17 protein-coding genes and 2 riboswitches are annotated in these 19,890 nt (G+C 73.6%); of the genes, 12 read left to right on the top strand and 5 right to left on the bottom strand.

The features are described from left to right. Positions 1-160: 160 nt before the first annotated feature. On the bottom strand, positions 161-781 hold the full coding sequence (locus AB0O82_RS12950) for a heme-copper oxidase subunit III (RefSeq protein WP_063347284.1): 621 nt from the start codon (positions 779-781) through the stop codon (positions 161-163). 394 nt (positions 782-1,175) lie between these two features. Here AB0O82_RS12950 and AB0O82_RS12945 point away from each other — a divergent pair, with 394 nt between their 5' ends. The 3 genes from AB0O82_RS12945 (at position 1,176) to AB0O82_RS12935 (ending at position 4,456) form a co-directional block, all read left to right on the top strand. Further along, complete coding sequence (locus AB0O82_RS12945; RefSeq protein WP_350886353.1) at positions 1,176-1,601, top strand: hypothetical protein; 426 nt, start codon at positions 1,176-1,178, stop codon at positions 1,599-1,601. A 120-nt stretch (positions 1,602-1,721) separates the two neighbouring features. Then, positions 1,722-2,798 (top strand): anthranilate phosphoribosyltransferase, encoded by a 1,077-nt coding sequence (trpD, locus tag AB0O82_RS12940; RefSeq protein ID WP_363583004.1) that lies wholly within the window; start codon positions 1,722-1,724, stop codon positions 2,796-2,798. 107 nt (positions 2,799-2,905) lie between these two features. Beyond that, positions 2,906-3,023, top strand: a riboswitch (SAM riboswitch). Positions 3,024-3,076: 53 nt separating this feature from the next. After that, positions 3,077-4,456 (top strand): aminotransferase class V-fold PLP-dependent enzyme, encoded by a 1,380-nt coding sequence (locus tag AB0O82_RS12935; protein ID WP_363583002.1) that lies wholly within the window; start codon positions 3,077-3,079, stop codon positions 4,454-4,456. Positions 4,457-4,483: 27 nt separating this feature from the next. Here the strand turns inward: AB0O82_RS12935 and AB0O82_RS12930 are convergent, their stop codons facing one another. Both AB0O82_RS12930 and AB0O82_RS12925 read right to left on the bottom strand, forming a co-directional pair. Further along, positions 4,484-4,765, bottom strand: a complete 282-nt coding sequence (locus AB0O82_RS12930) for an Lrp/AsnC ligand binding domain-containing protein (protein ID WP_063347281.1) — start codon at positions 4,763-4,765, stop codon at positions 4,484-4,486. Between the two features lie 41 nt (positions 4,766-4,806). Then, on the bottom strand, positions 4,807-5,589 hold the full coding sequence (locus tag AB0O82_RS12925; RefSeq protein ID WP_363583000.1) for a rhomboid family intramembrane serine protease: 783 nt from the start codon (positions 5,587-5,589) through the stop codon (positions 4,807-4,809). A 201-nt stretch (positions 5,590-5,790) separates the two neighbouring features. Here AB0O82_RS12925 and AB0O82_RS12920 point away from each other — a divergent pair, with 201 nt between their 5' ends. The 6 genes from AB0O82_RS12920 to AB0O82_RS12895 all read left to right on the top strand — a co-directional run bounded on the left by AB0O82_RS12920 (position 5,791) and on the right by AB0O82_RS12895 (position 13,096). Continuing rightward, entirely contained in the window at positions 5,791-6,054 is a 264-nt protein-coding gene (locus AB0O82_RS12920) for a hypothetical protein (protein WP_363582998.1), read from the top strand. Positions 6,055-6,356: 302 nt separating this feature from the next. After that, positions 6,357-7,703, top strand: coding sequence for an NYN domain-containing protein (locus tag AB0O82_RS12915; RefSeq protein ID WP_363583030.1), 1,347 nt, complete (start codon positions 6,357-6,359; stop codon positions 7,701-7,703). A gap of 200 nt (positions 7,704-7,903) precedes the next feature. Beyond that, positions 7,904-8,938 carry an NlpC/P60 family protein gene (locus AB0O82_RS12910; protein WP_363582996.1) on the top strand — a complete coding sequence of 345 codons (1,035 nt, stop codon included), beginning with the start codon at positions 7,904-7,906 and terminating at the stop codon, positions 8,936-8,938. 338 nt (positions 8,939-9,276) lie between these two features. Further along, positions 9,277-9,426: riboswitch (cyclic di-AMP (ydaO/yuaA leader) on the top strand. A gap of 10 nt (positions 9,427-9,436) precedes the next feature. Further along, a complete protein-coding gene (locus AB0O82_RS12905) occupies positions 9,437-10,582 on the top strand; it encodes an NlpC/P60 family protein (RefSeq protein WP_363582994.1) in 1,146 nt (381 codons plus the stop codon). Positions 10,583-10,808: 226 nt separating this feature from the next. Beyond that, a complete protein-coding gene (locus AB0O82_RS12900; RefSeq protein WP_363582992.1) occupies positions 10,809-11,855 on the top strand; it encodes an NlpC/P60 family protein in 1,047 nt (348 codons plus the stop codon). 209 nt (positions 11,856-12,064) lie between these two features. Next, positions 12,065-13,096 carry a hypothetical protein gene (locus AB0O82_RS12895; protein ID WP_363582990.1) on the top strand — a complete coding sequence of 344 codons (1,032 nt, stop codon included), beginning with the start codon at positions 12,065-12,067 and terminating at the stop codon, positions 13,094-13,096. A gap of 64 nt (positions 13,097-13,160) precedes the next feature. On the opposite strand, the gene AB0O82_RS12890 is transcribed toward AB0O82_RS12895, so the two are convergent. Further along, on the bottom strand, positions 13,161-14,600 hold the full coding sequence (locus AB0O82_RS12890; protein WP_363582988.1) for a glycosyltransferase 87 family protein: 1,440 nt from the start codon (positions 14,598-14,600) through the stop codon (positions 13,161-13,163). Between the two features lie 244 nt (positions 14,601-14,844). Here AB0O82_RS12890 and AB0O82_RS12885 point away from each other — a divergent pair, with 244 nt between their 5' ends. After that, entirely contained in the window at positions 14,845-15,981 is a 1,137-nt protein-coding gene (locus AB0O82_RS12885; protein ID WP_363582986.1) for a glycosyltransferase family 4 protein, read from the top strand. Between the two features lie 61 nt (positions 15,982-16,042). Here the strand turns inward: AB0O82_RS12885 and AB0O82_RS12880 are convergent, their stop codons facing one another. Continuing rightward, complete coding sequence (locus AB0O82_RS12880) at positions 16,043-17,836, bottom strand: long-chain fatty acid--CoA ligase (RefSeq protein ID WP_363582984.1); 1,794 nt, start codon at positions 17,834-17,836, stop codon at positions 16,043-16,045. 325 nt (positions 17,837-18,161) lie between these two features. Between AB0O82_RS12880 and AB0O82_RS12875 the strand changes: the two genes are divergently transcribed. Then, complete coding sequence (locus AB0O82_RS12875; RefSeq protein ID WP_350884431.1) at positions 18,162-18,623, top strand: SRPBCC family protein; 462 nt, start codon at positions 18,162-18,164, stop codon at positions 18,621-18,623. 24 nt (positions 18,624-18,647) lie between these two features. Continuing rightward, entirely contained in the window at positions 18,648-19,820 is a 1,173-nt protein-coding gene (locus AB0O82_RS12870; RefSeq protein WP_363582982.1) for an ArsA-related P-loop ATPase, read from the top strand. Positions 19,821-19,890: the final 70 nt, after the last annotated feature.

The following is a 19,890-nucleotide window of genomic DNA, read 5'->3' as shown; positions in this document are numbered from 1 at the left end:
CGACTGGTGGGTGCACCCGGCGGCCGGTCTGGCCGGCACGAGGCTGCCTGTCTAGGGCTGCGCGCGCGGTCGGTCGGTGGGAGCGTCGCCACCGGCAGAATCGGCCCGACGCCGGTGAGGGCGGGGACCGAAGCCGGTGGCCAGCGACCTGATCAGCTGGTTACTTGATCAGGTAGATGGTCGCGAACAGGCCGATCCACACGACGTCGACGAAGTGCCAGTAGTACGACACGACGATCGCGGCGGTGGCCTGCTCGTGCGTGAAGCGCTTGGCTGCGTACGTCCGTCCCAGGACCAGCAGGAAGGCGATCAGACCACCCGTCACGTGCAGACCGTGGAAGCCGGTGGTCAGGTAGAACACCGTGCCGTACGGGTCGGAGGACAGCGAGAGGCCGTCCTTCTTGACCAGCTCGGTGTACTCGAAGATCTGGCCGCCGATGAAGATCGCGCCCATCACGAAGGTGATGACGAACCACGAGCGGAGCTTCTTCACGTCCCCGCGCTCGGCAGCGAACACGCCGAGCTGGCAGGTCAGCGAGGAGAGCACCAGGATCGTGGTGTTGACCGAGGAGAAGGGCACGTTGAGGGCGTGCGCCTTCTCGGTCCAGAACTCGGCTCCCTTGACGGAGCGGAGCGTGAAGTACATCGCGAAGAGGGCCGCGAAGAACATCAACTCGGAACTGAGCCAGACGATCGTTCCGACGCTGACCATGTTCGGCCGGTTGACCGATCCGTGCGCGTGCCCGGTTTCTACTGCTGTTGCTGTCGCCACGACGGACATTATGTCGGTCCCTTATTCCGTCTTCACGCCGGGGGGTGTCCCTCGGAGTGTCCGGTGCGTGCGGTATGCCCCCCTGGAGGGCGGTGGGGGGCCCCAATGGCGGCTGAGCAGCGGCGTGTCCCTTTTCTGACGGTTCCTCGAAGGGGCCCGCGACCCCGTTGCCCAGCGCGTCGTTGCACGCTTGGCGGAGCCTCCGGGGGTAATGCGCGGGCCCCTTATCGGCCGTACGGGTGGTCTGGACGGGTCCGGGTGACGGGCCGTCCTCCGGGCGGGTGAGTCGCGGGCGCGGCGGCTGAGGAGGAAGGTCCGCGAGGGGGACTCGGCGACGGGTGATCGGGAGTAGCATCCGGATCAGGCGAACGTGGTCCGGATCACACTTGAGGGAGCAGGGCCCATGGCGTACACGACCGACGAGACGCTCACCGTCCTCGTCTACAGCGATGACCGCAACACCCGAGAGCAGGTGCTGACGGCACTCGGCCGCCGGCCCGTCGAGGACCTTCCGGAACTGTCCTACCTGGAGTGCGCAACCACCCCCGCGGTGCTGAAGGCACTGGAGAAGGGCGGCGTGGACCTCTGCATCCTGGACGGCGAGGCGGTGCCGGCCGGCGGGCTCGGGCTCGGCCGCCAGCTCAAGGACGAGATCTACGGCTGCCCGCCGGTGCTGGTGCTGATCGGCCGGCCGCAGGACTCCTGGCTGGCCGCCTGGAGCCGGGCCGACGCCGCGATCTCGCGCCCGGTGGACCCGGTGGCGCTGGCCGAGGCGGTCGCCACCCTGCTGCGGGCGCGGCTGGCCAAGCGGGCGCCCGTCAGCCGCTGAGCGGTGCCGTCTCAGGACTAGAGAAGACGCCGCCGCGGGAACCCCGCCGGTCGATAGGCTGACTCCATCCGTACGGACGTCCCCCCGACGCGGGGAACCCGACAACAGCTGGAGTCAGCCATGGTGAACGTGAACCCTGCGAACGGTGGTACCGCACCCGCGCAGGTGGTCCGCACCTGGCCGGACGTCCTGGCGGCGCTGTTGAAGGGGGAGGACCTCGACCGCTCGGCCACCGCGTGGGCGATGGACCGGATCATGAGCGGCGAGGCGTCCCCCGTCCAGGTGGCCGGGTTCATGGTGGCGCTGCGGGCCAAGGGCGAGACGGTCGACGAGATCACCGGCCTGGTGGACGCGATGTACGCGCACGCCGAGCCGCTGGACATCCCCGGCCCGGCCGTGGACATCGTCGGCACCGGCGGCGACCGGGCCAAGACCGTCAACATCTCCACCATGTCGGCGATCGTCGCGGCCGCGGCCGGCGCCAAGGTGGTCAAGCACGGCAACCGGGCCTCCTCCTCGGCCAGCGGCTCCTCGGACGTGCTGGAGAAGCTCGGCGTCCGCCTCGACCTGTCGGCCCGGCGGGTCGCCGAGATCGCCGAGGAGGTCGGGCTGACCTTCTGCTTCGCGGCCAAGTTCCACCCGTCGATGCGGCACGCCGCCACCGCCCGGCGCGACCTCGGGGTGCCGACCGCGTTCAACATCCTCGGCCCGCTGACCAACCCGGCCAAGGTCACCTCGCACGCGATCGGCTGCTTCGACACCCGGCTCGCCGGACTGATCGCCGGCGTGCTCGCCCGGCGCGGCTCGACCGGCCTGGTCTTCCGGGGCGACGACGGCCTGGACGAGCTGACCATCACCACCACCTCGCAGGTGTGGATCGTGCGGGACGGGACCGTCACCGAGACCGCCTTCGACCCGCGGGACGTCGGCGTCGAGCTGGTCGGCATCGAGGCGCTGCGCGGGGCGGACCCCTCGTACAACGCCGAGGTCGCGCGGCGGCTGCTGGCCGGCGAGCGCGGGGCGGTGAGGGACGCCGTCCTGATGAACACGGCGGCGGCGCTGGTCGCGCTCGACCTGGGTGAGGCGCCGCTCACCGAACAGCTCGCGGCGGGCATGGCGCGGGCCGAGCGGGCCATCGACTCGGGCGCGGCGCAGGAGCTGCTGCGGCGTTGGTCGGAGGCCACCAGCCGGGTGTGAGGCGGTACTTGGGAGCCCGTGCCGGAACGCCGGCGCGGGCTCCTCGGCTGTCCGGATGGTGGATGCCTGTTTGACCACTCGCTGGGCGCGACCTAGAGTCTTGGCCAGGTCATGAGTGACAGCGTCAAGCCCCAGCTTGCTGTCCGGCAACCCTCCGTCCGTGGCGGGGTGCCCTGGGTGAGGACCGGGTCGCTCGGCGAATCGTCCGTGCGGCAAGCGCGGACGCCCGACGACTTAGCACTCCCGGGGTCCCACACCCCCAGAAGGAGTGCATCCTCATGTCGATCGCCACCGAAATCTGCGCCCCCCTCGCCGTCCTCGGCCACGACGTCCAGGTCCCGCTCGCCAGCGGCGAGAAGGTCGGGTACGCGGCCCTCGACTACGCGGCCAGCTCCCCGGCGCTCCAGCGGGTCTGGGACGACGTCTCCGCCTACGCCCCCTACTACGGCAGCGTGCACCGCGGCGCGGGGTACCTCTCCCAGCTGTCCACCGACCTGTTCGAGCAGAGCCGCCGCACCGTCGCCGAGTTCCTCGACCTGCGCGAGGGCGACCAGGTGGTCTTCACCCGGGCCACCACCGACTCGCTGAACCTGCTCGCCTCGGCCGTCCCGGCCGGGACCCGGGTGTTCGCCTTCGAGACCGAGCACCACGCCTCGCTGCTGCCCTGGGCGCACGCCGGGCTCGACGTCCACTACCTGCGCGCGCCGCGCTCGCACGCCGAGGCGGTCGCCGCCCTGGACGCCGCGCTCGCCGAGGCGCCCGAGGGCCCCAAGCTGCTCTGCGTCACCGGAGCCTCCAACGTGACCGGCGAGCTGTGGCCGGTCGCCGAGCTGACCGGGACCGCGCACCGGCACGGCGCCCGGGTGGTGCTGGACGCCGCCCAGCTGGCCCCGCACCACCGGGTCTCGGTGCGCGAGCTGGACGTCGACTGGATCGCCTTCTCCGGCCACAAGATCTACGCGCCCTTCGGCGCCGGCGTGCTGGCCGGCCGGGCGGACTGGCTGGACGCGGCCGACCCGTACCTGGCCGGCGGCGGGGCGACCCGGACGGTGGCCCGGGGGACCGACGGCTCGGTGGCCGTCCAGTGGCACTCCGGTCCGGCCCGGCACGAGGCCGGCTCGCCGAACGTCATCGGCGCCTACGCGATCGCCTCGGCCTGCCGGGCGCTGAGCGAGGCGGGCTTCGACGTGCTGGAGGCCCGGGAACGGCAGCTGATCGCCCGGCTGACCGCCGGGCTGGCGGAGATCCCGCAGGTCAAGGTGCTGACCCTGTTCGGCGCCGAGGCGGCCCGGGTGGGCGTGCTGTCCTTCGTCGTCCAGGGCTGGAACAGCTCGCACTTCTCGGCCGCGCTGTCCGCCGAGTACGGCATCGGGGTCCGCGACGGCCTGTTCTGCGCGCACCCGCTGCTGCGCACCCTGCTCGGGGACGAAGAGGTCTCCCCCTCCGAGTGCGGGGCGCCCGAGCCGTCGCTGCCCGGCGAGCGCAGCCTGAACGCGATCCGGGTGAGCTTCGGGGCCGGGACCCCGGACGAGCACGTCGACCGCTTCCTGACCGCCGTGCGCGAGCTGGTCACGGACGGTGCCGCGTGGAACTACCGCAACGAGGGCGGGCGCTGCGTCGCCACCGTGCAGGTCGACCGGGGGCGTCAGCAGGGCTGAGGGGCCCGGTCTGCGGGGCCGAGGGGCCTACTCGTCCAGGCCGAGGGCGAAGGCGGCCTCGAGGTCGTGCTGGGAGTAGGTGCGGAAGGCGATCTGGGTCTCGGTGTGGGCCACGCCCGGGACCTTGTTCAGCCGGCCCGGGATGACCGCGGCCAGATCGTCGTGCCGGCGCACCCGGACCATCGCCACCAGGTCGTAGCCACCGGTCACCGAGTACACCTCGCTGACGCCCTCGATGGCCGCGATGGCTTCGGCGATCTCCGGGATGCGGTCGACACTGGTCTTGATCAGGACGATGGCGGTGATCACTGTTCGGGCTCCTTTGTGGGGTGCCGCCAGCGTATCGGGCGTCAGCCGGGTCGTCTCGGGGGGTGGCTGACCGCCGTGCAGGCGTAGAGGAAGCCCGCCGAGAAGCCGATCACGTGAACCAGATAGGCCACCCCGGGCCCGGCCGAGTGGACCGACCACCACTGCAGGGCGAACCAGAGGCCGAGCACCAGCCAGGCCGGGAAGCGCAGCGGCAGGAACAGCAGCAGCGGGACGAGCGTCGTCACCCGGGCGCGCGGATGGAAGCGCAGGTAGGCGCCGAGGACGGCGGAGATCGCGCCGGAGGCGCCGATCAGCACCCGGGTGGAGCCCGGGGAGTGCGCCTCGGCGAGGGCGAAGCCGTACGTGGCCAGGCTGCCGGCGGCCAGGTAGAAGACGGCGAACCGGGCCCGGCCCAGCCGCCGTTCGACGGTGGGGCCGAAGACGTGGAGGAAGAGCAGGTTGCCCAGCAGGTGCAGCCAGCCGGCGTGCACGAAGAGCCCGGTGAGGACGGACAGCGCCGGGTGCTTGCCCGGGGTGGGCGCGGCCGGGCAGCCCGGGGCCGGGTCGGGGGCCTGGGCCAGCTGCTCGGCGGTCAGCGGGCGGCCGGCCAGCACCTCGGTGGGGATGACGCCCCAGCGCTGCTCGTACCGCTGCTCCGCGCAGAGCCGGGACTGGCCGGTGCCGTACAGCGGGTTGAGCCCGGCGGCCGGGCCCAGCAGGAACACCAGGGTGTTGACCGCGATCAGGGCGTAGGTGACCGCCGGGGCGGGCACGGACGGGTGCTCGCCCCGCGCGTCGGTGTGCCCGGGGGCCGTCAGTGCCATGCGGCCAAGCATCCCTCCGTGTCGGGCGTGTGACACGGCCTTGTACGGCAGGTGGACTAGCCCGCTCGTTCTCCTGACTGGTGGCCGGGATGGTTGCCTCAGGCAATAGGCTTGGGGCGGGCAATCCCGCCTCCCGCCGCCGACGCCGGGGCTCCGGGGGGAGCGCCTAGCCCACCCAGGGACCACCCGAGAGGACCCCCGATGACCGTCCCCGCCCTGACCGCCGAGACGCGCTGGCGCTGCACCCTGTGCGGAAACCTCACCCGCTTCGACGTGACCCGCACCGCGCGGGTCACCGAGTTCCTGCACTTCGACCTGGCCGGCGAGTCCAAGGTCGAGGAGACCGAGGTGCTGAGCGAGACGATCGAGTCGGTGCGCTGCCGCTGGTGCAACGCCGTGGACCAGGTCGAGCTGGTGGCCCGTCCGGGCGCCGAGAACGCGGAGGCCTCCGCCGACCAGGGCTGACGCCCGACGGCGCGGGGGCGGGTGCGCGGCGCGCCTGCCCGCCGCGCTGGGACAATACAGACAGGACGCACGGAGCGTGACGACAGGGCGGCGGCCGCGGGCCGTGACCCCGTAGGACCAGGATCGGAGCCGAGGACGTGGTGGACGCAGCGAGGGAGCCCGCCGAAGCGCAGGGGCTTCAGCCCGCTGCGGCCGTGCAGGCGCGGGCCGCCGACGCGGCTCCGTCCGAGCCCGCGGCCGTCGGCGGGGCGGCGGGTTCCGATGAGTCGGTGGGCTCCGGCGGGGCGGCGGGTTCCGGCGAGGTGGCGGGTTCCGGCGAGGTGGCGCCGGAGCGTGGTGCCGAGAAGCTGGACCGGCCGCTGCCCGAGGGCGTGCGCCGGCGCGTGGTCGGCCTGGCCTCGGACGCGCTCGGCGGGCTGCCGCCCGGCGAGCTGCCGCAGAGCCTGCGCCAGTACGTCAAGTTCACCCCGGCCCGGCGGGCCAAGTACGCGGCCACGGCGCTGGCCGCGGCGCTGGAGTCGGAGCCGGCGTTCCGGGTGCGGATAGCGGAGCGGCTGAGGCTGGGCCAGCCGGACCTGGTGAAGGCGTTGGAGTCGGGCAGCGTTCCGGGCGCCGCCGATCCGATGGACGTCGCGGCCGCCGCCTACCTGGTGCGGTCGGCCGGCTGGAGCCGGCTGGTGGCCGAGGCCGGGGAGGAGGCCGAGCGGGCCGGCGCCGAGGGCGCGGCCGCCGAGGCCACCCGGCTGGCGGAGAAGTTGCAGGCGGAGCTCGCCGAGCTGCGGTCCGCCGCCCGGGCGGACCTGGAGCGGCAGCGCGCGGAGTCCGAGGACGTCCGCCGGGAGGCCGAGTCGCTGCGGAAGAAGGTGCGCTCGCTGGAGAGCGACACCCGCCGGGCGCAGGCCGAGACCAGGCGGCTGACCGCCGAGCTGGAGGCCGCGAGGGCGCAGGCGGCCGCCGAGCGTGGCGCCGCGGAGTCCGAGGCGCGGCGGCTGCGGCACCGGGTCGGCGAGCTGGAGACGGCGGCCGAGCAGGGCCGCCGGTCGGCCCGCGAGGGCCGCAGCGTCGAGGACATGCGGCTGCGGCTGCTGCTGGACACGGTGCTGCAGTCGGCGCAGGGGCTCCAGCGGGAGCTGGCGCTGCCGGTCTCCCAGATCCGGCCGGGGGACCTGGTGGAGGCGGTGGTGCCGGGTGCGGCCTCGCCGCACGACGTGGCCCGGCGCGGTCTGGCCGACGACGATCCGGCGCTGCTGGACCAGCTGCTGGCGATCCCGCAGGTGCACCTGGTGGTGGACGGCTACAACGTGACCAAGACGGGCTATCCGACGCTGCCGCTGGAGCAGCAGCGGATCCGGCTGCTGGGCGGGCTGGCGATGCTGGCCCAGCGCACGCAGGCGGAGGTCACCTGCGTGTTCGACGGGCAGGACCTGGACGTTCCGGTGATCATGGCGCCACCGCGCGGGGTGCGGGTGCGGTTCAGCCGGACCGGCGAGACCGCGGACGAGCTGATCCGCCGTCTGGTGCGGGCCGAGCCGCAGGGTCGTCCGGTGGTGGTGGTGTCCACCGACCGGGAGGTCGCGGAGGGCGTGCGGAAGGCCGGCGCGCGCCCCGTGGCTTCCGTTCTGCTGCTGAACCGGCTGGCGCGGCCCTGACGGCTGCCGCGGTGGGATGAGGCCTGGTCAGCGCCCGGTTTGCGGCGGTGTGCACATCCAGTGAAGCCTGCGGGGGAAGTGGAGTTCACGCCTTCGGGGGAGTGGCAAAACCCGTGGATCTTCCCTAGGGTGTGGCGTCAAACCTATTTTCCGGATTCTCACCTGATCGGGTGAGGCCGATGGAAGAAGGAGCAATTCCCTTGGCCTCCCACCGCCGTCCCAAGCAGCCGAGCCGCGCCCGGGTCTCCGTGCTCACCGCTGCCGCGGCGACCGCGGTCGCCCTCTCCGCGCAGGTCGCCGCGCACGCCGCGCCCCAGCCGAGCAAGACCGACGTCAAGGCGCAGATCGACCAGCTCCAGCAGGACCAGGAGCAGGCGGCGGAGAAGTACAACGGCGCCAAGGAGCGGGCCGACCAGCTCCGCAAGCAGTCCGACCAGCTGCAGGACAAGGTGGCCCGCAGCCAGGACGAGATGACCCAGCTCCAGACCGGCCTGGCCGGCGTGGCGGGCGAGCAGTACCGCACCGGCGGCATCGACCCGTCCGTCCAGCTGATGCTCTCCTCGGACCCGTCGGGCTACCTGGAGAAGGCGTCCAGCGCCCAGCAGGCCAGCGCCAGCGAGTCGGAGGCGCTCAAGGGACTGCTGGACCAGCAGCGCCGGCTGGACCAGGAGAAGTCCGAGGCCGCCGCCGTCCTGGCCTCGCTCGACTCCACCACCAAGGACCTGAACCAGGCCAAGACGGACGTCAACCAGAAGCTGAAGGCCGCGCAGGACCTGCTGAACTCGCTCAGCGCCTCCGACCGCGCCGCGCTGCGGGCCCAGCAGCAGCAGGACGACCGCGCCTCGCGCGGCAGCGACCGTGCCGACCTCGGCAGCCTCCCGCAGGCCGGCGGCTACGCGGGCGTGGCCGTGGCCAAGGCGATGAGCAAGCAGGGCTCGCCGTACGTGTGGGGCGCCACCGGCTCGACCACCTTCGACTGCTCGGGCCTGATGGTCTGGGCGTACGGCCAGGCCGGCGTCTCGCTGCCGCGCACCTCGCAGGAGCAGGGCAACGTCGGCACCAAGGTCTCGCTGGACCAGGCCCAGCCGGGCGACCTGGTCATCTACGGCGCCGACCGGCACCACGTCGGGATGTACATCGGCAACGGCATGGTGGTGCACGCGCCGCACACCGGCGACGTGGTGAAGGTGATGAAGGTCGACGCGATGCCGATCAACACGATCCGCCGGGTCTGACGGCCCGACACGCCCGAAGGGCCCCGTCCGGGCCTGTGATCCACGCCACCCTCCGACCGGGGGTGGCGTTCGGGTTTTGTCCGCAGCGCGAGTCCCCGGTGAAGAGTGATCAGCTTTGCGTACGGCGGTGATCACTATGTGTCATATTCACAAAAGAACTTTGGTCTTCTTCCGTCTTTTTTCTGACAAGGATTTGAACGGATCACGGTTCAGTTACTAGGGTCGTGCCCCGAACCACCGCACTCCCGATCGCCCAGCCAGGGTGACGGCGGTGGTTTCCGTCGAGTTCGTGACGCAGCGGGGCGGGCCCAGTGCCTGCCCGACGGGGAGCCCAGCAGTCGGGGGTGCTGTCGAACGGAGCCGGGGAACCACGTTCCTCCGGGGTGAATCGGCGCCAGGTCGGCCGGTGGAACGGCCGTGAGGCGTCGTAGGGCACGCTTCCGGCCCGAACCCGTCAGCTCACCCGGTAGACGGCGTAGGAAGAAGGAGTCCGCCTTCGTGGCGTCCCATCGTCGTCCCAAGCCCGCCAGTCGCACCCGGGTCTCGATCCTGACCGGCTTCGCCGCGGCGGCCGTCGCGCTGTCCGCGCAGTCCGGCGCCCACGCCGACCCGCAGCCGACCAAGGACCAGGTCAAGGAGCAGGTCGACCAGCTCAACGAGCAGGCCGAGGTCGCGACCGAGAAGCTCAACGCCGCCCAGGAGAAGCAGCAGCAGCTGCAGAAGCAGGTCACCGACCTGCAGGACCAGGTGGCGCGGCAGCAGGGGCAGGTGACCGACCTCCAGGGCGGCCTGGCCGAGATCGCCGGCGAGCAGTACCGCAACGGCGGCATATCCCAGACCGTCCAGCTGATGTTCTCCGCCAGCCCGGACACCTTCCTGAGCCAGGCCGACACGCTGAACCAGGCCGGCGGCACCCAGAAGGGCCAGCTCAAGCAGCTCCAGGACGAGCAGCGCAAGCTCGACCAGGTGCGCTCCGAGGCCCAGGGCAAGCTCGCCGAGATGGAGACCACCACCCAGCAGCTGAAGAGCGCCAAGGACGAGGTCCAGGGCAAGCTCAAGGCCGCGCAGGACCTCTTCAACACCCTGTCCGAGCAGGAGCGCCAGGCGATCCGCGCGGCCGAGGAGAAGGCCGCCGCCGAGGCCAAGGCGAAGGCCGACGCCGCCGCGAAGGCCGCCCAGCAGCAGGCGGCGGCCCAGCAGGCCGCCGACCGCTCCTCCCGCGACAACAGCCGCACCGACCTGAGCGCGTCGCAGGCCCCCGCCGCGCCGGTCACCAAGCCGAGCGCCGGCAGCTCGCGCGGCGCCGCGGCGCTGTCCATCGCCGCCTCCAAGATCGGCAGCCCGTACGTCTACGGCGCCTCCGGCCCCGGCTCCTTCGACTGCTCGGGCCTGATGGTCTGGGCGTTCAACCAGGTCGACGTCTCGCTGCCGCGCACCTCGCAGGAGCAGGCCCACGCCGGTACCCGGATCGGCACCGACCTTTCCCAGGCCCAGCCCGGCGACCTGCTGATCTTCTACGGGGACGCCCACCACGTCGGCATCTACGCGGGCAACGGCCAGGTGCTGCACGCGCCCAAGCCGGGCGCGTCGGTCCGCTACGAGGCCGTCGGCAACATGCCGCTGACCTCCATCGTGCGGGTCTGATCCCCGCTCAGGCCCTCCCAGGCCCGGCCTTCCACCACGGAAGGCCGGGCCTGCGGCTTTTCCGGCGCATCGGACTGATGTCCGATTGCGGGTCAAATATTCGGGTTGGCAGGGGTTTGGACTCGGTTGCCCGGACTCGCTAACGTCTGCCACCGGACTCCGCTTCCAGGGCCGCCCGCGTTGGGGCGGCGGCGGGGCCCACCGCCGGATCGGAGCCGCTGCCGCCATGCCCGTGCACCGTCGTTCCCAACTGCTCGCCCGTGCGCTGGTGCTGACCGCGGCCGCCGCCACCGCCCTGGGTGTGACGACGGGCGGCAGCGCCCAGGCCGCCCCCGCCGCGCCGGACACGCCCACCCGCAAGGACGTCAAGGCGCAGGTGGAGCAGCTCTACGGCGAGGCCGAGCAGGCGTCCGAGAAGTACAACGCCGCCCAGGAGGCGCAGCAGCGGCTCCAGGGCGAGACGACCGTCCTCCAGGGCGAGATCGCCGTCGCCCAGGACCAGCTCAACCAGTTGCGCGGCGACCTCGCCACCGTGGCCGGCGCCGAGTACCGCGGCGGCGGCATGGCCCAGACCGTCCAGCTGATGCTCTCCACCGACCCGGAGGGCTACCTGTCCCGGGCCCGCACCCTCGACCAGGCCGCCGAGCGGCAGCAGGAGACCCTGCACGAACTGGCCACCCGCCAGCGCCGGCTCGACCAGCGCCGCACCGAGACCGCCGGCAAGCTCGCCGAACTCGACCAGGCCCGCCGCTCGCTCGCCGACAGCAAGCAGCAGATCCAGCAGCGGCTCACCGAGGCCCAGCGGCTCCTCAACAGCCTGGGCGTCGCCGAGCGGGCCCGGATGGCCGCCCAGGACGCCCGGGAGGCCGAGCAGCGCGCCACCCGGGGCACCGACCGGCTGGACCTCGGCACGGCCCCGCCCGCCTCCGAGCGCGGGGCGGCCGCGCTGGCGGCCGCGGTGCGGATGATCGGCTCGCCCTACCTCTACGGATCCACCGGGCCCCGCGCCTTCGACTGCTCCGGTCTGATGTACTACAGCTGGCGGCAGGCCGGAGTGACCCTGCCGCGCACCTCGCAGGCCCAGGCGTACGCCGGGCAGCGGGTCAGCCTCTCCGAAGCGCGGCCGGGAGACCTGGTGATCTTCTACCGGGACATGCACCACGTCGGGATGTACGCCGGCGGCGGGGTGATCGTGCACGCCCCCTACCCGGGCGCCAAGGTCCGCTACGAGAGCGTCAACGCGATGCCGGTCGCGGGGGTGGTCCGGCTCTGAGCCCGGCACCGTCCGACCCCGACGCCCCCCACCCGATAGACGATGCCCCCCACCCGATAGACGGCGCCCGCCGGACGCTGTCCCGGCGCGGTGCGCTGCTGCTCGCGGCCGGCGGGCTGGCCCAGCTGTCGCTGCCGCCGGCGGCCCCGGCGGCCCCCTCCGCGGCCGGGCGGGCGTCGGACCGGTGGGCGTCGGACCGGCGGGCCGAGGTGGCCGCGCTGCTGGACGCGCGGGCCCGGGCGTTGCCCTCCTGGTCCGGACCGGCGGCGATCGAGGCCGGCTACCGCAACCTGGTGCTCGGCGCGGACGCCGGACCGGAGCGGCTCACGGCCGCCGCCGACCTGGCGGTCCGGATCACCGGGTACGACGACTACCCGGTGGTGTACCCGCGCCGGATCGACCTGGTCCTGGCCGGCGGCGGCTGGCGGGTCGACCGGGAGGAGAGCGCGAGCGGGCCCCCGGCGCTCTGGGACCTCGGCTCCGCCCGGTCCGCGGCGGGCGCGCACTGCCTGGTGCTCGGACTGGCCGACGGGCCCGACCCGGCCGGTCTGGTCGCGGTGGCCGACCGGGCCGCACCCGCCGTGAGCGAGGTCTGGGGCACCGGCTGGGCGGGCCGCCTGCTGCTCGAAGTACCCGCCACCGCCGAGCAGTTCGCCCGGCTGCTGGAGGTCGACCCGGCGGGCTGGGCGGGCATGGCGGCGGTCACCTCGGCCGCCCCCGGCGCGCCCTGGCACACCCCCGCCGACCGGGTGCTGGTCAACCCCGGCACGTTCGGGCGGCTCAGCGACTTCGGCCGGCAGGTGGTCGTCACCCACGAGGCCACCCACGTCGCGACCAGGGCCGACACCCGGGCCTGGACACCGCTCTGGCTCTCCGAGGGCGTCGCCGACTGGACCGCCTACCGGGGCTCCGGCCGGCGCCCGCAGCAGATCGCCCCCGAGCTGGCCCGGGACGTCGCCGCCGGCCGGCTGCCCACCGCGCTGCCCGCCGACCGGGACTTCACCGCGGGGGCCGACGGCATCGCCCAGGCGTACGAGCAGGCCTGGCTCGCCTGCGAGCTGCTCGCCCGGCGCTACGGGCCCGAGCGGCTCGTGGCGTTCTACCGGGCGGTCGGCGCGGCCGACGGGGAGGGGGCGGACCGGGACCACCGGCTGGACCGGCTGCTCCGGGCCGGACCGGGCGTCGGCCTGGCCGAGTTCACCCGGCTCTGGCTGGACGAGGTGGCCGCGCTGCGCGATTAGGTCCTGTCCGGCGTCGCGGGCCCGGCAGGATCGGCCGGACAGAGCCTGACGGCGCGCGCGGCGTTCAGCGCCGCTGCCTGGCCGGGGTGCCGGGCCGCTGCCTGGCCGGGGTGCTGGGCCGGTCGATGCCGTCCAGCAGGTCCTGCTCGTAGGCGATGCCGGGGCGCACCGGGTAGGCGCCGGCGGGCACCGGCTCGGGCTTGGCCAGCACCACCGTCGCCGGGAGCTGTGCCGGGCCGCGGGTGGCGCGCCAGAGCCGGACGCAGGAGAGCACGGTGGCGGCCAGCAGCAGCAGGTTGCGCAGGCTGAGCACGGTGACGCCCCAGGGTTCGCTGGCGAGGATCCGGCTGAACATCAGCGGGAACTCGGCCAGCGTCAGCGGGCAGGCGAGCAGGATCAGCAGGGCCACCGGCCGCTGGCTGCTGTTGCGCACGGTCAGGCAGACGGCGGCGACGCCGATCAGCCAGACCAGGTACTGCGGGCTGATCACCCGGCTGGTGACGGTGAAGATGAGCAGCGCGCTGAGCGCCGCGTCGTACATGGTGGCCGCGTTGCGGCGCTTGGCGGTGAAGCGCCAGAGCAGCAGCCAGGCGAAGCCCAGCACGGTGCCGGCCATCATCACCTTGCTGATCACGGGGACCCACGGCCCGAGCATCTCCGGGGAGCCGTAGTTCATGGTGACCCTGCCGTCCCAGGCGTCCGCGAGCCGGGCGAAGTGCAGCGGCAGCGCGCCGAGCGACTCCACCTCGATGCCGCGCTCCTTCTGGAAGGCGAGGAAGCCGAAGGCGCCGTTCATCCCGGCCGCGAGCAGGAAGCCCACCGAGACGGCGGTGGCCGCGGCCAGCGTCCAGGCGCGGCGGGTGCGGCGGCCGGAGGGGGTGCCGATCAGGGCGAGCAGCGGCCAGATCTTGATGATCCCGCCCAGGCCGAGCAGCATCCCGCCGATCGCCGGGCGGCGGATCAGCGCCAGCAGGCCGGCCAGGGCGATCGCGGTGACGATGATGTCCAGCCGGTTGTAGACCATCGGGCCGAGCAGCGGCACGGCCACCACCCACATCCAGGCGCCGGTCAGTGCCCGGCCCCGGCGCAGTCCGGTGCGGACCAGCAGGGCGGTGGCGGCGACGTCGGCGATCCCGCAGATCACCCAGAAGGAGACCAGGTACGACCAGGGCAGCAGGCCGGGCAGCAGGATCACCAGGGCCGCGCCGGGCGGGTACTGCCAGGTCACGTCGTCGAACGGGAAGGTGCCGGTCTGCAGGACGCCGTACCAGGCGTGGTAGATCATCCAGACGTCGGCGGTGATGTCCCCGCCGAGCCCCTTGACCACGCCGGTCATCAGCAGCACCAGCACCGTCCGGGTGGCCACCCAGGTGGCGCCGAGTGCGGCGAGCGCCCCGAACGGCCGGCCGGGGGCACGGGCCGGCTCCTGCCGGGCGGCCGGCGTCGGGCCGGGGCCGGCGGCGCCGCTGGGTGTACCGGACTCGGTGGCCGGGGCCAACTCCACTGCGCTCCCTCGTTCGTCTCGGACGTCCCACCGGAGGCGCCGCGCGACGGACGCCCGGGCGGTCGGAGGGGCGGGCACGGCACGCTGGGCCGGGCCGCCACCGGCCGCCTAGGTTCTAGGACTGACCCGGGGGTGAAACGGTTGCCGTGCGCGGATCCGTTCCCGGCGGGTCATGGTGTTGACCTATCGTACGGATCACCCAGCGGTACACCGAGCACCCCCCGACAAGCGAGCCGTGGCCTGAATGCACCGAACCTTGATCGTCACCAACGACTTCCCGCCCCGCCCCGGCGGCATCCAGGCCTTCGTGCACAACATGGCTGTGCGTCAGCCCGCCGGGAGCATCGTGGTGTACGCCTCCACTTGGCGGGACGGCAGCGAGGTGGCCCGCTTCGACGCCGAGCAGCCGTTCCCGGTGATCCGGGACCGGACGAAGGTGATGGTTCCCACACCGCGGGTCACCCGGCGGGCCGCCGAGATCCTGCGGGCGGAGAAGTGCGACTCGGTCTGGTTCGGCGCCGCCGCCCCGCTCGGGCTGATGGCGCCCGCGCTGCGCCGGGCCGGTGCGGCGCGGCTGCTCGGCATGACCCACGGGCACGAGGCCGCCTGGGCCCAGCTGCCGGCCGCCCGGCAGCTGCTGCGGCGGATCGGCGCGGGCACCGACGTGCTGACCTACCTGGGGGAGTACACCCGGTCCCGGATCGCGGGCGCGGTCGGGCCGCAGGCCGCGGCCCGGATGGTGCAGCTGCCGCCGGGCGTGGACGAGACGACCTTCCACCCGGGCTCGGGGGGCGCCGAGGTGCGTCGCCGGCTCGGGCTGGCGGACCGGCCGGTGGTGGTCTGCGTCTCCCGGCTGGTGCCGCGCAAGGGCCAGGACACGCTGATCGAGGCGATGCCGCAGATCCTCGCCGACGTGCCGGACGCCGTGCTGCTGATCGTCGGCGGCGGCCCGTACCGGGCGGACCTGGAGAAGCTGGCCGACGCCAAGGGGGTCCGGGCCTCGGTGCGCTTCACCGGCTCGGTGCCGTGGGAGGAGCTGCCCGCCCACTACGGGGCCGGGGACGTCTTCGCGATGCCCTGCCGGACCAGGCGCGGGGGGCTGGACGTCGAGGGCCTGGGCATCGTCTACCTGGAGGCCTCGGCGACCGGTCTGCCGGTGGTCGCCGGCGACTCCGGCGGCGCGCCGGACGCGGTGCTGGAGGGCGAGACCGGGTACGTGGTGCCGGGCGGCTCGGCCGCCGCGGCAGCCGAGCGGATCGTCCGGCTGCTGGGCGACGAGGAGCTGCGGCGGCGGATGGGCGAGGCCGGGCGGCGCTGGGTGGAGCGCTCCTGGCGCTGGGACCTGCTGGCCGGGCGGCTGACCTCGCTGCTGGCGGCCTAGACCGGGCTCGGACCCGTGAGCGGGCCCCGTCTCCTTCGCCGGAGGCGGGGCCCGCACCCGGCTACTTCTGGTAGATCGCCTCGATGTCGGCGGCGAAGTCCTTCAGCACGAGGTTGCGCTTGAGCTTGAGGGAGGGCGTCAGGTGGCCGCTCTCCTCGGAGAACTCGGTGTCCAGCAGGCGGAACTTCTTGACCGCCTCGGCGTGCGAGACGGCCGCGTTGCCGTCGTCCACCGCGGCCTGGAGGGCGGCCAGCAGGTCCGGATCCTGGCTCAGCTCGGCCACCGTGGCGGTGGCGGGCTTGCCGTTGAGCTCCTTCCACTTGGGGAAGAAGTCCGGGTCGACGGTGACCAGGCAGGCCACGAAGGGCTTGCGGTCGCCGACCACCATGACCTCGCCGACCAGTGCGTGCGCCCGGATGCGGTCCTCGATCACGGCCGGGGCGACGTTCTTGCCGCCCGCGGTGACGATGATCTCCTTCTTGCGGCCGGTGATGGTCAGGTAGCCCTCGGAGTCGAGCGAGCCGAGGTCGCCGGTGGCGATCCAGCCGTCCTTGAGGGTGTCGGCGGTGGCCTGCGGGTTGTTCCAGTAGCCGGTGAAGACGTGCGGGCCCTTGAAGAAGACCTCGCCGTCCTCGGCGATCCGCACCGAGGCACCGGGGACCGGCTGGCCGACCGTGCCGATCTTCGGCTTGTCCCACGGGTTGAAGGCGGTGGCCGCGCAGGTCTCGGTCAGGCCGTAGCCCTCCAGGACGGTGAAGCCGATGCCCCGGTAGAAGTGGCCCAGCCGCTCGCCGAGCGGGGCGCCGCCAGAGATGGCGTGGGTGGCCCGGCCGCCGAGGGCCGCACGCAGCTTGCTGTAGACCAGCTTGTCGAAGACCGCGTGCTTGATCCGCAGGCCCAGGCCCGCGCCGCCGGCGTCCAGCGCCCGGCTGTAGGCGATCGCGGTGTCGGCGGCCTTGTCGAAGATCTTGCCCTTGCCGTCGGCCTGGGCCTTGGCGCGGGCGGTGTTGTAGACCTTCTCGAAGACTCTCGGCACGCCCAGGATCAGGCTCGGCTTGAAGGCGGCCAGCTCGGTGGTGACGTCCCTGACGTCGGAGACGTGGCCCAGCTTGATCGGCGCCATCGCGGTGGCGATCTCGGCGATCCGGCCGAGTACGTGGGCCAGCGGCAGGAACAGCAGGACGGAGCTGTCGCCGGTGCGGAACAGCGGGGCCAGGCGCTCCACCACGTTGCCGCACTCGGCGAGGAAGTTGGCGTGCGTCAGCTGACAGCCCTTCGGGCGGCCGGTGGTGCCCGAGGTGTAGACGATGGTGGCGATCGAGTCGGCGGTCGCGGTCGAGCGGCGCTCCTGCACCGTCTCGTCCGGGACGTCCTTCCCGGCCTCGGCCAGCGCGGCGATCGCGCCGCCCTCGATCTGCCAGGTGTGCTTCAGCCCGGTGAGCCGGCCGCGGACCTCGTCGACCACCTTGACGTGCTGGTCGGTCTCGGTGACGACGGCGACCGCGCCGGAGTCGCCGAGGATCCACTCGACCTGCTCGGCGGAGGAGGTCTCGTATACCGGGACGGTGATCGCGCCGGCCGTCCAGATCGCGAAGTCCAGCAGCGTCCACTCGTACCGGGTGCGGGACATGACGCCCACCCGGTCGCCCGGCTCGATGCCCGCGGCGATCAGGCCCTTGGCGGCGGCGTGCACCTCGGCCAGGAACTGCACCGCGGTCAACTCCTGCCAGCGGCCGTCCACCTTCCGGCTGAGCACCGCGACGTCCGGGTGCTCCGCCGCGTTCCGGTGCACAGGGTCGGAGAGATTACCGCCGCCGGGTACCTGATAGAGAGCCGGAAGGCTGAAGTCGAGCAAGACTGCTCCTCGTTCGCGACGCTGCGGGACGGCAGGACGTTACTGCCCGGTAGGCAGCTTCGACCAGGGGGGTCGGCTCCGGTGTTCGAAGTGTCACACCCGGCCGGGTCCGACCAGGCCGTGACCGGGTCGTTCGAATGGCACCCTACGACAGCCCCGAGGTGACCGGCCGGTAGCATGCCCCGCCGACCGGCGCCGGGCCCCCGCCGAGCCGCGGCCCGCGCGGCCGAGCCGATCGCTGGTCGCGGTAGCCTGCTCCGGGCGGACAAGGCCGAGCACGCTCGACCGGACCGGCAGGCAGAGGGACGACGCGGAGGGCCATTCCATGGCGGAGCACACCAGGTCGAGCATCACCATCGACGCGACCCCGGCCACGGTCATGGCCGTGATCGCCGACTTCGCCGCCTACCCGGCCTGGACCGGCGAGGTCAAGGAGGTCGAGGTCCTGGAAGCCGGCGAGGACGGCCGCGCCGCCCAGGTCCGCCTGCTGCTCGACGCCGGCGCCATCCGCGACGAGCACGTCCTCGCCTACACCTGGGACGGCGACCGCGAGGTCGGCTGGACCCTCGTGCGCAGCCAGATGCTCCGCTCGCTGGACGGCTCCTACTCCCTCGCCCCGCTCTCCGGCAGCCGCACCGAGGTGACGTACCAGCTCGCCGTGGACGTCAAGATCCCGATGCTCGGCATGATCAAGCGCAAGGCCGAGAAGGTCATCATCGACCGCGCCCTGGCCGGTCTGAAGAAGCGCGTCGAGGACGCCGACGGCAAGAAGCCCGTCCAGGGCTGACGCGGCGGAACGGGGGCCGACGGCATGACGGCGACACGCACCATCCTGGTCAGCGGCGACGCGGGCGCGCCCGTGGTGGCCGCCGCCACCGCCCTGCACGCCGCCCGGCGCGGCCACCGCACCTGGCTGCTGGCCGCCGACGACCCGCACCGCGCCCTGGACGGCGTCCTCGGCACCCGCCTGGAGCCCGAACCGGCCCGCTACGCACCCGGCCTGACCGTCTCCCGGATCGACGAGCAGGCCGCCTTCCGGTACGCCGCCGGCGAGCTCACCAGCCGGCTCAAGCCCGCCCTCGACCTGCTCGGCGCCGAGCAGCTCGACCCCGAGGAGCTGACGGCCCTCCCCGGCATCGCCCGGATCGCCCTGCTGCGTGCCCTGCCCGCCGCCGACCAGGACGTCCTGGTCGTGCTCGCCCCGCCGCCCGCCGAGCTGATCGCCACCCTCGCCCTGCCCGAGCAGCTGGAGCGCTACCTGGACCGGCTCGTCCCCGAGCAGCGGCAGGCCGCCCGGGCGCTGCGCCCGCTGCTGGCCGGCCTGGCCGGCGTGCCGATGCCCGCCGAGTGGCTGTACGAGGGGCGGACCAAGGCCGCCGCGGTGCTCGCCGAGTCCCGCGCCGCGATCGCCGCGCCCGGCACCAGCGTGCGCCTGGTCGTGCCCGCCGACGGCCACCCGTACCGGGAACTGGGCTGGATCCGGGCCGGGTTGGCCCTGCACGGCCACCGGCCGGACGCCGTCGTGGTGCACGGAGTGCTGCCCGAGGGCGCGGCCGACTCGCCGGACCCGTGGCTGGCCGCGCTGGCCCGCCGCCGCCGGGAGGAACTGGCCGAGCTCGCCGCCGAGACCGACGCCCCGGTGCTGGCCACCGGACTGGCCGAGGCCACCCTGGAGGCCGTCGCCGACCGCCTGTACGGGGGCGGGCCCGGCCCGGAGCGGCTGGCCCCCGAGCCCTGGCCGGTCGAGGACCGCCTCGCCGAGGATGGCCTGCTGGTCTGGCATCTCGCGCTGCCCGGCGCCGACCGGGCCGAGCTGGACCTCGTCCGGCGCGGCGACGAACTGGTCGTCGGCCTCGGCGCCCACCGCCGGGTGCTCACCCTGCCGTCCGCGCTGCGCCGCTGCACGGTGGCCGGCGCGAGCCTGCACGATGGGGCGCTCTCGGTACGGTTCGCGCCCGACCCGGCGCTCTGGCCCCGGGGCTGAAGCCCTTTCGGGGCCCCTACCGGCTGTCCGGTAGCGTCGGGCCCGAGGGCCGCGGGGTGCGGCCACGGCT

This window comes from Kitasatospora sp. NPDC088264, from assembly GCF_040685715.1.
Taxonomy (GTDB): Bacteria; Actinomycetota; Actinomycetes; order Streptomycetales; family Streptomycetaceae; genus Kitasatospora.
Note: the sequence above shows the minus strand (reverse complement) of the source record. Positions and strands in the feature narration are given on the sequence as shown.

Bases quoted from the DNA above. Each gene is read 5' to 3' on its own strand.
- AB0O82_RS12950 (WP_063347284.1), bottom strand. From the start codon at position 781: ATGTCCGTCGTGGCGACAGCAACAGCAGTAGAAACCGGGCACGCGCAC.
- AB0O82_RS12945 (WP_350886353.1), top strand. From the start codon at position 1,176: ATGGCGTACACGACCGACGAGACGCTCACCGTCCTCGTCTACAGCGAT.
- trpD (WP_363583004.1), top strand. From the start codon at position 1,722: ATGGTGAACGTGAACCCTGCGAACGGTGGTACCGCACCCGCGCAGGTG.
- AB0O82_RS12935 (WP_363583002.1), top strand. From the start codon at position 3,077: ATGTCGATCGCCACCGAAATCTGCGCCCCCCTCGCCGTCCTCGGCCAC.
- AB0O82_RS12925 (WP_363583000.1), bottom strand. From the start codon at position 5,589: ATGGCACTGACGGCCCCCGGGCACACCGACGCGCGGGGCGAGCACCCG.
- AB0O82_RS12920 (WP_363582998.1), top strand. From the start codon at position 5,791: ATGACCGTCCCCGCCCTGACCGCCGAGACGCGCTGGCGCTGCACCCTG.
- AB0O82_RS12900 (WP_363582992.1), top strand. From the start codon at position 10,809: ATGCCCGTGCACCGTCGTTCCCAACTGCTCGCCCGTGCGCTGGTGCTG.
- AB0O82_RS12885 (WP_363582986.1), top strand. From the start codon at position 14,845: ATGCACCGAACCTTGATCGTCACCAACGACTTCCCGCCCCGCCCCGGC.
- AB0O82_RS12875 (WP_350884431.1), top strand. From the start codon at position 18,162: ATGGCGGAGCACACCAGGTCGAGCATCACCATCGACGCGACCCCGGCC.
- AB0O82_RS12870 (WP_363582982.1), top strand. From the start codon at position 18,648: ATGACGGCGACACGCACCATCCTGGTCAGCGGCGACGCGGGCGCGCCC.